General features: G+C 61.9%; 11 protein-coding genes. 2 read left to right on the plus strand and 9 right to left on the minus strand.

Annotation, left to right across the window (positions count from 1 at the left end):
- Nucleotides 1–92: 92 nt before the first annotated feature.
- Nucleotides 93–2201, plus strand: a complete 2109-nt coding sequence (fusA, locus tag CBW50_RS05290; protein ID WP_086144616.1) for an elongation factor G — start codon at nucleotides 93–95, stop codon at nucleotides 2199–2201.
- A gap of 73 nt (nucleotides 2202–2274) precedes the next feature.
- Here fusA and CBW50_RS05295 read toward each other — a convergent pair whose 3' ends face one another.
- From CBW50_RS05295 to CBW50_RS05310, 4 genes are read right to left on the minus strand one after another with little or no spacing between them, the layout of a single operon-like run.
- A complete protein-coding gene (locus CBW50_RS05295; RefSeq protein ID WP_086144553.1) occupies nucleotides 2275–3444 on the minus strand; it encodes an HlyD family efflux transporter periplasmic adaptor subunit in 1170 nt (389 codons plus the stop codon).
- A 21-nt stretch (nucleotides 3445–3465) separates the two neighbouring features.
- Nucleotides 3466–4899, minus strand: coding sequence for an efflux transporter outer membrane subunit (locus tag CBW50_RS05300; protein ID WP_086144554.1), 1434 nt, complete (start codon nucleotides 4897–4899; stop codon nucleotides 3466–3468).
- A 17-nt stretch (nucleotides 4900–4916) separates the two neighbouring features.
- A complete protein-coding gene (locus CBW50_RS05305; RefSeq protein ID WP_086144555.1) occupies nucleotides 4917–6473 on the minus strand; it encodes a DHA2 family efflux MFS transporter permease subunit in 1557 nt (518 codons plus the stop codon).
- 5 nt (nucleotides 6474–6478) lie between these two features.
- Nucleotides 6479–6913 carry a MarR family winged helix-turn-helix transcriptional regulator gene (locus CBW50_RS05310; RefSeq protein ID WP_086144556.1) on the minus strand — a complete coding sequence of 145 codons (435 nt, stop codon included), beginning with the start codon at nucleotides 6911–6913 and terminating at the stop codon, nucleotides 6479–6481.
- A 130-nt stretch (nucleotides 6914–7043) separates the two neighbouring features.
- On the opposite strand from CBW50_RS05310, the gene CBW50_RS05315 reads away from it, so the two are divergent.
- The gene (locus tag CBW50_RS05315; protein WP_086144557.1) at nucleotides 7044–7574 is read left to right on the plus strand and encodes an SRPBCC domain-containing protein; all 531 of its coding nucleotides are present in this window, start codon (nucleotides 7044–7046) and stop codon (nucleotides 7572–7574) included.
- 239 nt (nucleotides 7575–7813) lie between these two features.
- Here CBW50_RS05315 and CBW50_RS05320 read toward each other — a convergent pair whose 3' ends face one another.
- The 5 genes from CBW50_RS05320 to CBW50_RS05340 all read right to left on the minus strand — a co-directional run bounded on the left by CBW50_RS05320 (nucleotide 7814) and on the right by CBW50_RS05340 (nucleotide 11246).
- Nucleotides 7814–8578, minus strand: a complete 765-nt coding sequence (locus tag CBW50_RS05320) for a hypothetical protein (RefSeq protein ID WP_139842401.1) — start codon at nucleotides 8576–8578, stop codon at nucleotides 7814–7816.
- Between the two features lie 417 nt (nucleotides 8579–8995).
- Nucleotides 8996–9454, minus strand: coding sequence for a hypothetical protein (locus tag CBW50_RS05325; protein WP_086144617.1), 459 nt, complete (start codon nucleotides 9452–9454; stop codon nucleotides 8996–8998).
- A gap of 135 nt (nucleotides 9455–9589) precedes the next feature.
- A complete protein-coding gene (locus CBW50_RS05330) occupies nucleotides 9590–9895 on the minus strand; it encodes a hypothetical protein (RefSeq protein ID WP_086144559.1) in 306 nt (101 codons plus the stop codon).
- A 17-nt stretch (nucleotides 9896–9912) separates the two neighbouring features.
- Complete coding sequence (locus CBW50_RS05335) at nucleotides 9913–10350, minus strand: hypothetical protein (RefSeq protein ID WP_086144560.1); 438 nt, start codon at nucleotides 10348–10350, stop codon at nucleotides 9913–9915.
- Entirely contained in the window at nucleotides 10347–11246 is a 900-nt protein-coding gene (locus tag CBW50_RS05340) for an alpha/beta hydrolase (RefSeq protein WP_086144561.1), read from the minus strand. The genes CBW50_RS05335 and CBW50_RS05340 overlap by 4 nt, the downstream gene beginning before the upstream one ends.
- Nucleotides 11247–11268 lie beyond the last annotated feature (22 nt).

Here is an 11268-nt window from a genome sequence, read left to right on the forward strand (position 1 = left end):
GTACGCATGGTAAAAACCGTTCACCCATGCCGTCCAAATCGATGTCTGCTACACTGGAAAACCGGGTACCGGGGCTAGCCATGGAGATTGTGATGACCCGCAAAACACCTATCGAGCGCTACCGCAACATCGGCATCAGCGCCCATATCGACGCCGGCAAGACCACCACCACCGAGCGCATCCTTTTCTACACGGGGGTCAACCACAAGATCGGCGAAGTGCACAACGGCGCCGCCACCATGGACTGGATGGAGCAGGAGCAGGAACGGGGCATCACCATCACCTCGGCCGCCACCACGGCGTTCTGGAAAGGCATGGCCGGCAACTTCCCCGAACACCGCATCAACATCATCGACACGCCCGGCCACGTGGACTTCACGATCGAGGTGGAGCGCTCGATGCGCGTGCTCGACGGCGCCGTGATGGTCTACGACGCCGTCGGCGGCGTGCAGCCGCAATCGGAAACCGTCTGGCGCCAGGCCAACAAATACCATGTGCCGCGCATCGCCTTCATCAACAAGATGGACCGGGTGGGCGCCGATTTCCTGCGCGTGCGCAAGCAGATTGCCGAGCGCCTGAAGGGCGTGGCCGTGCCCATCCAGCTGCCCATCGGTGCCGAAGAGCACTTCACGGGCGTCATCGACCTGCTGAAAATGCGCGCCATCACCTGGGACGACGCCAGCCAGGGCGTGCAGTTCAGCTATGGCGAGATTCCCGCCGCCTTGCTGGCGCAGGCGCAGGAATGGCATGAGCACCTGGTCGAGCACGCGGCCGAGGCCACGACGGAGATGACGGAGCGCTACCTGAACGGCGACACCTTCACGGAAGCGGAACTGAAACAGGCCTTGCGCGCGCGCACCATCCGCAATGAGATCGTGCCCATGCTGTGCGGCAGCGCCTTTAAAAACAAGGGCGTGCAGGCGATGCTGGACGCCGTCATCGAATACCTGCCGTCGCCCATGGAAGTGCCGCCCATCATGGGCCACGACGAGCACGACAACGAGGTGGAGCGCCATCCGGCCGACGACGAGCACTTTTCGGCCCTGGCCTTCAAGATCATGACGGACCCCTTCGTGGGGCAGCTGACGTTCTTCCGCGTGTATTCGGGCGTGGTCAATTCGGGCGACATGGTCTACAACCCCACCAAGAGCGCGCGCGAGCGCCTGGGGCGCATCCTGCAGATGCATGCGAACGAGCGCAAGGAAATCAAGGAAGTGTATGCGGGCGACATCGCCGCCGCCGTGGGCCTGAAAGCCGTCACCACGGGAGATACCCTGTGCGCCATCGACCACATCATCGTGCTGGAAAAGATGATCTTCCCGGAACCCGTGATTTCCCAGGCCGTGGAACCGAAAACCAAGCCGGACCAGGAAAAGATGGGCATCGCCCTGAACCGCCTGGCGCAGGAAGACCCGTCGTTCAGGGTGCATACGGACGAGGAATCGGGCCAGACCATCATGTCGGGCATGGGAGAACTGCACCTGGAAATTTTAGTCGACCGCATGCGGCGCGAATTCGGCGTGGAAGCCAATGTCGGCAAGCCCCAGGTGGCCTACCGCGAAACCATCACGCGCGCGGTGGAAGATATCGAGGGCAAGTTCGTCAAGCAGTCTGGCGGACGGGGCCAGTACGGCCACGTGGTGCTGAAACTCGAACCGCTGGAGCCGGGCACGGGCTACCAGTTCGTCGACGCGATCAAGGGTGGCGTCGTGCCGCGCGAATTCATTCCCGCCGTCGACAAGGGCATCATCGAAACCCTCAAATCGGGCGTGCTGGCCGGCTACCCGGTCGTCGACGTCAAGGCGACCTTGACGTTCGGCTCCTACCACGACGTCGATTCGAATGAAAACGCCTTCCGCATGGCCGGCTCCATCGCCTTCAAGGACGGCATGCGCAAGGCCCATCCCGTGCTGCTGGAACCGATGATGCAGGTGGAGGCGGAAACGCCGGAAGAATTCATGGGCAACGTCATGGGCGACCTGACGGCCCGGCGCGGCATGGTGCAGGGCGTCGACGACATCCCCGGCGGCGCGGGGCGCATCGTCAAGGCCCTGGTGCCGCTGGCCGAAATGTTCGGCTATTCCACCACCTTGCGTTCGCTGACCCAGGGCCGCGCCACCTACACGATGGAGTTCAAGCACTATGCGGCCGTGCCCAAGCATATATTGGACCAGGTGGCGGCGGCGGGGAAGGCGAAGTAAAGGTAATCAAACCCGAATGGCAAATGCGGGGGGCGTACCCTGCAGGGTACGGCCCCAGTCGTCGCAGTTGGGTTTAGTGTGCGAGGTTTTGCGCAATAATCGCATCGGCCATCTTCTCCGCCTCATCCACGGGCTGGCGCAGCGCGCTGGTCGTGTAGACGGCGGACGCCGCCATCGGCTGGTCCAGGGTCGCCCCTTCGCCATGGCTGGTATCGACCGTCACCGTGGTCGACAGGCCGATGCGCAGCGGGTGGGCGGCCAGTTCCTTCGGGTCCAGCGTGATGCGCACGGGCACGCGCTGCACCACCTTGATCCAGTTGCCCGTGGCGTTTTGCGCCGGCAGCAGGGAAAACGCGCTGCCCGTGCCGGCCGACATGCCCAGCACCTTGCCGTGGTAGACCACCTTGCTGCCATACAAGTCCGTTTCGATCGTTGCCGCCTGGCCGACACGGATATTGCGCAATTCGGACTCCTTGAAGTTCGCATCGACCCATAATTGGTCGAGCGGCACGATGGACATCAGCGGCGTGCCCGGCGTCACGTGCGACCCCAGCTGCACGCTGCGCTTGGCCACATAGCCCGAGACGGGCGCGACGACGGCGTTGCGGCGCACGGCCAGCCAGGCCTGCAGCACGTCGCCCCTGGCCGACAGCACGGCCGGATGGCTGGCCAGGCTCACGCCCGCCACGCCCGATTTGGCCGATTCGGCCTGGCGCTGGGCCACGGCCAGGGCCGCCTTGGCGTCGTCGACGGCCTGTTTCGCATGAACAAGATCTTCGCCCGAGATCGTGTGGTCCAGCGCCAGCGGCGCGCGGCGGGCCAGGTTGCCCTGCGCCGTGGCCAGCGCCAGGCGGCGCTGCTCGATGACGGCGTCGTACTGCGCCACGCTGGCATAGCGTTCGCGCTCCTGGCGCACGACGTTGCCCAGGCGTGCCTGCGCCTGGCTCAGGGCCAGGTCCGCATCGATGGCGTTCAGGGTGATCAGCGGTGCGCCCGCCTTGACCATCTGCGTCTCGTCGGCGCGGATGGCGTTGACATTGCCCGTCACTTGGGCGGACAGGGTGACCAGGTTGCCGCCCACGTAGGCGTTGTCCGTCACTTCCTCCCTGGACAGCACCAGTTGATAGTAGGCCGTCCAGGCGGCGCCGGCCACGAGAAAGGCGGCCGTGATGGCGATCAGGACGGCCTTGCGCCTGCCCGGCTGTTCGTTTTGGGTGGTCGTTGCTGTGGTATCGCTGCTCATGATGTGTTCCGTAATCGTTTGTTATTGTTTCGTCGTCGTGGCGGCAAAGTCGCTGCTGCCCCGGTAGCCGCCACCCAGTGCCACGGTCAGGTTGATTTCCGCGTCCTGGCGCTGGTTTTGCAGCTGCATGCCCAGGTCCACCTGGCCGCGCACGGTCATTTCCGCATTGATCTGCGTGGCGCGGTCGGCCAGACCTTGTTTCAGGCGGGCATTGGCGTTGCGCAGCTGCGCTTCGCTGGCGCGCAGGTTTTCCTGCTGCAGCCGCAGCTGGTTTTCCACGCCCTGCACCCTGGCGCCCGCCTGGGCCACGTCGCGCACGACGTTGTAGACGTTCTGGTTGTAGTCGGCGATCAGCTCGTTGCGTTCGCTGCGCGCGCCGGCAAGCTGCGCCTGCAGGCGGCCGCTGTCGAACAGGGGCAGCGAGAGCGCCGGGCCGATGAACAGGGTGCGGCTGCCGGACTCAAGCAGCTTGCCCAGCGTGATCGCATCGAGGCCGAACGAAGCGCCCAGGTCGATATCGGGGTAGAACGCCGCCTGCGCCGCCTCGATCTTGCTCATGGCTGCCTGCACTCGCCAGCGGGCCGCCTGCAAGTCGGGCCGGCGCGCCAGCAATTCCATGCCCAGCTTGCCGGGCAGCGCATGCGGCAGCGCCTGGCCAACCTTTGGCTGCAGGCTGGCCAGCGCCGAACTGTCGCCGCCGACGAGGGCGCGCAAGGCTTCGCGTTCCGTGACGACCTGCGTCTCCAGCAGGGCGATCTGCTGCTGCAGCAGGCTCAGGCGTGTTTGCGCGGACAGATGGTCGTCGCTGACGCCCAGGCCGTTGGCGATGCGCTTTTCCTTGTCCCGCACCAGTTGCTGCTGCAGTTGCACCAGCGCATGCAGGTTGTCCATGCGCGCCCAGCCGTTTTGCATGCTGAAGTAGCGGCGGGCGATCTCGGCCGCCAGCATCTGTTCCGCCATCGCGTATTCGGCGCGCCGCGCATTGACTTCACCGAGGCTGGCGGCGATCTGCGCCTTGTGCCTGCCCCACCAGTCCAGGTCGTAATGGGCTTGCACGCCCACCGTGATTTCATTGTAATAATTGCCGCCGATGGGGGCGGGCATCAGGCCGTTGCCCGAATAGCGCTGGCGGCTGGTATTCGCGCTGGCATCTACCCTGGGGCCGCGCTGCGCGTGCTGGGCGTCAAACGCGGACAGGGCCGAGCCGATGCGGGCGTTCGCCACCGCCAGGTTCGGGCTGGCGGACAGCGCCTGTTCGATCAATTGATTGAGCTGATCGTCGTGGAACTGGCGCCACCACCGGGCGGCGGGCCAGCCTTCGCTGGCCAGGCGGATGTCGGCCGCCAATTGCACGGTGGCCAGGTCTTGCTGCGGCAACTGTTGCGTGTCGGGCGCCATGCTGGCGCAGCCGGCCAGGGACAGACTTAGCGCCAGGACGCTGAGGGAGAGTTTCATCGGTGTGTGCATGAGGGTTATTCCATGGCCGCGTGGTCGACGACGACGGGCGCATTCTTCTTTGGTGGTTTGATCAGGAGCAAAAGCGGCAGCACGAGGATGGTCAGCCACATCATCAGCCAGAAGTCGTCGAGGTAGGCGATCATCGACGCCTGGCGCGTGATTTCGCCATTCAGGGCCGCCACGCCCGTGCTCGTGCCCAGGTTGAACACCTGGGCGATGGCGGGGTCATGCAGGGCCGGGTTGGCAATATTGATGTGTTCAGTCAGGGAGGCATGGGCGATCTGCGTATTGCGCACCAACAAGGTTTGCACGAGGGCGATGCCGATGCTGCTGCCGATATTGCGCACCAGGCTGTAGATGGCCGTGCCTTCGGCCCGCATCTGCGGCGACAGGGTGGCGAACGTGGCCGCGCTCAGCGGCACGAAGACGAGGCCCAGGCCGATGCCCTGGATGATGCCGTTCCACACGACCGTCTTCGGCACCAGGTCCAAGGTGAAATTGGCCATCTGCCACAGCGAGAACGCGGTAATCGAAAAGCCCGTGGCCAGCAGGATGCGCGTATCGATCTTGCCCGTGAGCTTGCCGACGATCAGCATGGCCAGCATCGTGCCCAGGCCGCTGGGCGCAGTCACCAGGCCGGCAATGGCCGCCGGGTAATGCATCAAGCCTTGCAGCATGGACGGCGTCAGCGCGCGGGTGGCGAACAGCACCATGCCGACGATGAAGATGAACAGCAAGCCGCTCACATAGTTCGAGTTTTTCAGCAGGCGGTAGTCGAGGAAGGACTTGCCGGCCGGGCGCAGGGCCGTGTGGGCGATGAAGTAACACAGGCTCATGGCCAGCACGATGGCTTCGATCCATGTTTCCGTGGAAGAAAACCAGTCGTTCTGCTCGCCCCGGTCCAGCAGCATCTGCAGCGCGCCGATGGACAGGCTCAGCGTCGCAAAGCCGAACAGGTCGAAGTGCATGCGGCGGTTGGGCAGGTCCTTGCGGATGTAGCGCCAGATGCCATAGAAGGCCATGGCGCCGATGGGGATGTTGATGAAGAAGACCCAGCGCCAGCTGTAGCTGTCCGTCAGCCAGCCGCCCAAGGTCGGTCCCAGGATGGGGCCTATCATCACGCCCATGCCCCAGATGGCCATGGCCGAGCCGTGCTTTTCGCGCGGATTGATATCGAGCAAGACGGCCTGCGACAGCGGCACCAGGGCCGCGCCGAACACGCCTTGCAGCAAACGGGCGGCGACGATCTCGGACAGCGTGCCGGACAGGCCGCACAGCACGGAGGCGAGCGTGAAGCCGGCCACGGAAACAAGAAAGGTGTTTTTCTGGCCGAAACGGTCGCACAGCCAGCCCGTCAGGGGCGTGGCGATGGCGGCGGCGACGATGAACGAGGTCAGGACCCAGGTGATCTGGTCCTGCGAGGCGGACAGGCTGCCCTGCATGTGGGGCAGGGCGACGTTGGCGATGGTGCCGTCGAGCGCCTGGATGATGGTGGCGAGCATGATCGAAATGGTGATCATGCGCCGGTTCAGGCTGGGGTCTTGCGAAGCAGGCAAGGATGCGGCCGTCATGGTAGTCACGCAAACTTCTCCGTCGCCGCCTGCAGCGCTTCCAGCAGTTCGGTGGCGGCGCGCAGTTGATCGGGATCAATGCCCTGCAGCAGTTCCTTGCGGAAACCATCCGCTTCCTTGCGCACGGTCTCATACACCTGCAGCCCCGCTTGCGTCAGTATCACCAGTTTGACGCGGCGGTCCGTTTCCGACGGCTGGCGCTGCACGAAGCCCGATTTCGCGAGCCGGTCCAGCATCGACACCATGGTGGGGTTTTCCACGCCCAGCTGGTGCGCCAGTTCGCTTTGCGAGGGCGGCTGCGGCGACTTGGCGATCATGGCGATGCACATCCAGCTTGCCTGCCCCAGGTCCAGGTCCTTCAGGCGCCGGTCGATCGCATGGCGCCAGCCGCGCGCCGTCTTGTGGAGCGCGGCGGAAAAGCGCTCTTCGATAGAAATCATAAGGTGAGTCGTCTAATGGTTAGGTGTCTAACTAATATTTTAGCATGCTGGTTTGGCAGGCGTACAGGCCTTTCCGTTTGCCGGCGCCGCTGGTACATTAACAGTCAGCCCACTACCATCAGGAGACAGCATGACGACGGAAAAGCAGAAGCAGGACGGCCAGCACCGCGACAGCAGCGACTTTGTCATCACGCAAACCTTCGACGCGCCGCGCGAACTGGTGTTCCAGTCGTGGGTGGAGCCCGAGCGCCTGGCCCAATGGTGGGGCCCCGTCGGCTTCGAATTGAGCGTGCTGGCGCTGGACTTGCGCCCCGGCGGCGTCTTCCACTACGGCATGCGCGCCGACAATGGCTACGAGATGTGGGGCAAGTTTACTTATCAGGCCATCGAAGCGCCGGAAAAGATCGTCTCGATCTTGTCATTCGCCGACAAGCAGGGCAATGCCGTGCAGCACCCGGTCAGCGCGACGTGGCCATTGGAATCGTTCAATGTCATGACGCTTACCGAGGAAAACGGCAAGACGACGATGACCTTGCGGTCGACGCCGCACAAGGCGACCGATGAGCAGCATGAGACGTTCAAGCAGGGGTTTGAGTCGATGAAGGAGGGGTTCAAGGCTACTTTCGGCCAACTGGCCCAGTACCTGGCGCGTGTTCAGTGAGTTTGTATTAAATGCTTAGAACGGCGGGCCGGAGGCGCGGGCCTGAGAAAATGTCCAGGGCTGCGTTGCTTGGGCTCGCCGTACATGCGTACTGTCTTCGCCCGCGCGCCTTGCCCTGGCCATTTTTCAGGTCCGCTGGGCCCGGGGAGCCTTCGTTCGAGGCGCGGGCGGGTTCTTGCTCTGGTTGTCTGTTCACGGTTGAGGAGCGTCAGCTTTCGCCCCATAGCGGACGGATGCCATTACATGCTGGCGATCCAGTCTTCAAATTCTTTCGCCAAATCTGGCGGATTGGCCAATCGCGTTTGTACAGCAATCTCATCATAGTATTCGAGTTCATGCACGACAATCGGGATCGGGCGTGAAAAGTCCTGTTCGATAACGCCGTTTTCATGAAGTGCCCGTGCGATCCGAACACATGCGTCTACAAAGTAGACGTTGATGTCGCCCCCAATGCGCATACACCGATCAAAGTCGGCTTCCTCATCTTCATCTGTGTACCATAGCCCTCGTGCCTTCAGAAGCTCTTCCAGCAGTTGGCCGCCTTCCGTATCGGGCTCACCAATGTATTTCAATTCGTTCTGGAGCCAAAAGGCAAAGTTCCATTTCGCTTCTGCGGCATCGGACGCTGAGGGTGTGCATTCCGTCAAATGCGTCAATGTATTGTAGCCAAGTTGCAGAACCGGATAACGCGGATCGTCGTCGTTATCGTAAATGAAGAATGACAATGCATAAATATCCGGAATGGTCGACGTATCGATGTTCGCCAACGCGGCACTAATGTGGCAGTAAGAGAATTGTTCAAAATCATTCATAGGCTTCGTTTCCTTGTGTGGACATACGGATTCGATGTCACGGCGTCCGCTTCGGGCCGCCAGCGGCCCGTGAGCATAACGAATTAGCAAGCGAGAAAAGTCACGCATTGTTACATCAACCTGAATGTCTGCTTCTGGCCCCGGTTGCCGTCGTTGGCAGGTTTCGCCGCAAAACAGCCGCTCACGTGCCATGGTAGTTAGTTCAGAGACTAAAAATCACATCGTTTGTCTGTCAATTCTCGATGAATCGGACACTTTACTCGTCCGTCATCCCCAACAGACCAACCTAATTCACGTGTCTGTTTCGCCTTCTTGAACGCCCAACTCGCAATGGGCTCTGTGGCCGGATCGCTGAGCGTCGGTTCAAATATGTTCAAACAGCCTTCCGTTTGGCACGAAATCAGGAGTTCCTTATAGGCAAGTTCTACGATGGAATCGTCAATAAAAGTCATGCTATGGGAATCCATTGGAAAAAGCCTGTTGCAAACGTCGGAATATCCTACAGTCGCGTGTTGAGAGGCCAGTAACTATGGGCCAAGTCGAACGACCGACTCTGGCCAGCTGCCGTCGTTGCTAGGTATCGCCCCAAAGCAGACGTTTCAGCACTCATCAGGAACGCGCGGTCGCCAACGGCTTTGCGTCTGGGTATCGTATCAAGAACGAATGGATGGCTTGTTCAGGCAGGTTGATCAGAATCGTTCCACTGCTGTCCCAACAAGCGATCTCGAACAACGCGCCCTCTAGTTGCGGCTCCGGTTCCGTACCGTCCCAATACTGCGGATTGTCCTCGACGTATGGCGCGGGAGCAGGTATCGGACGAAGCCCCTTAGGTACCGCGCTGAATACTGCCCAGATAAACTGGACCTCATAGGCATGCAGGAAGGCTGCAAGCTCGTCGCCAGTGAACCATTGATCATCCGGCGAGAAACCTGGTGGTCTCCAGTTCGTTTCGATGTCGCTGACGTACCAGTCATAGTCTTGCGGCGAAATGTTGGCGGCCTCGAACACGTCGCGCATGTTCGTGTACCAGCGAACTTGACTCGTTTTTTCAAGGATGATGTTCTTCATGTGGCTCTTAATCCTCGAACGTTGAAAGACCGCTTCTGGCCGACAGCGGCCCATCAGCATAACGAATTAGCAAACGAAAAAAGTCACGCATTGTCACTTCGTTTAGCTGACGTCGCAGGCGCTAACCGTCCGTCATCACTTGCCGATGAGTTGCACTTCCAGTACGTTAAACACCGTTACCCCTGAAACAGACGCAATGTCCCAAGGGTATTGTGTATTGATGCGCACCAGCTTGCGCCCAGCCGTGTCCACCCATTCGTGTTCGACAACGCAAGCAATGTATCCCGCCTGCGGGTAGCTGCTGTCCGCACGCAGATCGCTGCTACTGACCACTGGCACTTTCTCAATGAATTCATGCCTGCCGCCATCGGCATCGCTCAGCACGCACGCGACCACGCCCGGAAAGGTGCCGTCAACGTAGCGTTCGATCTGTACGGACATTTTTCTTGTATCTCTGTTTAGACTTGAAACTTCCACGTTGCCTCCTCTAACACAGGCTCTGCAAGGCAAAATGCGCTGAGGCAGGCGTTTCCGGTGACGACCAGCCATTCGCGTCGCGTGCCTTCAAAACCCTGGAGCATGTTCTCTTCCGCACTCCAGCCGTCTGCCAGCACTTCCAGGAGGTGGCTGCCGCATGGGAAGTCACTGGAATTCCAGTATCGCACCAGGTCGAATTCCTCAAGCAAGCGAAATCCGTCCACGTCGGGGAAGGTGATTCTCAGGCCGCTGACGTCATTTTGCTCACGCGAACAGGCAATTAGCACGATGAGTGTGCCGTCGGCATAGTTGACGGCTGCAATATCGGAGTTGGGCTGCACCCCGTTTGATGGCAGATATGCGCGCGCCTTGAACACCACTTTTGCCATATCGCCCGCTTCAGGCACTACTTTCATCATTTCGCCGCCATCCCCAGCATCTCCCGCACCACCGGCAAAACCATCCCCCAAGCATTCGACGTCGCGGCAATCTCGTCATAATGACTGGCGCCCGGCAAGATCAGCACCTCCGCATGGTCGCCGGCCAGCCGGGCCTTGGCCGCATAGTCGTGCGCCACGCGGGGAGGGGAGATGGTGTCGAGCTCGCCCGTGGCCAGCACGGTGCGGCTGCCGTTGGGGATCAGGTCGGCGGCGTTGGTGTCGCTGTAGATGTCGGGGCGCTCGGTGCTGGCGCTGCCTGCCAGTTGCGCGATGTCGCGCTCGCAGCTGCTCTTGATCAAGTCTTTCTCGTGGCGCAGGTCGGCCAGGCCGCCCAGGCTCAGGATATTTTTTACTGGCAAGTACTTGTCGCGGTACAGGGGGCTGGTCTTTGGCAGCTTTTCCCTGCCGGCGATCCATTGCACCAGCTGGCCGCCGGCCGAGTGGCCCATGGCGACGATGCGGTTTACGTCCAGCTGGTACTGGGGCGCATGCTGCTGCAGGCTGTCGAGCGCCGCGTGCATGTCTTCGTAGGTGCCCGGATAGCCGCCGCCTTCTTCGTCCACCCGGCGGTACTCCACGTTCCACACGGCGATGCCTTGCGCGGCGAGGGCGCCGGCCACGCTGCGCATCTGCCCGATGCCGCCGAAGGCCACCGTCCAGCAGCCGCCATGCACGAGCATGACGACGGGGAACGGTCCCGTGCCTGCGGGCCGGAACAGCTGCGCGTATTGCGACGGCGCGGGGCCATAGGCGAACTGCGCCGTGGGGGCGGGGCCGTCCAGGGCCAGGTAGTCGTCGAGGCTCATGGGGGCGGCGACGGCGCCTTGGACGGAGGCGAGCAGGGCGGTGGCGATCAGGGAGGGGGACATGGTCATGGGGGCTGGTGCTTGAGAGGAT

Origin of the sequence: Janthinobacterium sp. GW458P (genome assembly GCF_002127585.1) — a bacterium.
Classification (GTDB): domain Bacteria; phylum Pseudomonadota; class Gammaproteobacteria; order Burkholderiales; family Burkholderiaceae_D; genus Janthinobacterium.

What these genes read in the sequence shown, in the direction of transcription:
- fusA (WP_086144616.1), top strand. Translation starts at nt 93, where the DNA reads ATGACCCGCAAAACACCTATCGAGCGCTACCGCAACATCGGCATCAGC.
- CBW50_RS05295 (WP_086144553.1), bottom strand. Translation starts at nt 3,444, where the DNA reads ATGAGCAGCGATACCACAGCAACGACCACCCAAAACGAACAGCCGGGC.
- CBW50_RS05300 (WP_086144554.1), bottom strand. Translation starts at nt 4,899, where the DNA reads ATGAAACTCTCCCTCAGCGTCCTGGCGCTAAGTCTGTCCCTGGCCGGC.
- CBW50_RS05305 (WP_086144555.1), bottom strand. Translation starts at nt 6,473, where the DNA reads ATGACGGCCGCATCCTTGCCTGCTTCGCAAGACCCCAGCCTGAACCGG.
- CBW50_RS05310 (WP_086144556.1), bottom strand. Translation starts at nt 6,913, where the DNA reads ATGATTTCTATCGAAGAGCGCTTTTCCGCCGCGCTCCACAAGACGGCG.
- CBW50_RS05315 (WP_086144557.1), top strand. Translation starts at nt 7,044, where the DNA reads ATGACGACGGAAAAGCAGAAGCAGGACGGCCAGCACCGCGACAGCAGC.
- CBW50_RS05320 (WP_139842401.1), bottom strand. Translation starts at nt 8,578, where the DNA reads ATGGCACGTGAGCGGCTGTTTTGCGGCGAAACCTGCCAACGACGGCAA.
- CBW50_RS05325 (WP_086144617.1), bottom strand. Translation starts at nt 9,454, where the DNA reads ATGAAGAACATCATCCTTGAAAAAACGAGTCAAGTTCGCTGGTACACG.
- CBW50_RS05330 (WP_086144559.1), bottom strand. Translation starts at nt 9,895, where the DNA reads ATGTCCGTACAGATCGAACGCTACGTTGACGGCACCTTTCCGGGCGTG.
- CBW50_RS05335 (WP_086144560.1), bottom strand. Translation starts at nt 10,350, where the DNA reads ATGATGAAAGTAGTGCCTGAAGCGGGCGATATGGCAAAAGTGGTGTTC.
- CBW50_RS05340 (WP_086144561.1), bottom strand. Translation starts at nt 11,246, where the DNA reads ATGACCATGTCCCCCTCCCTGATCGCCACCGCCCTGCTCGCCTCCGTC.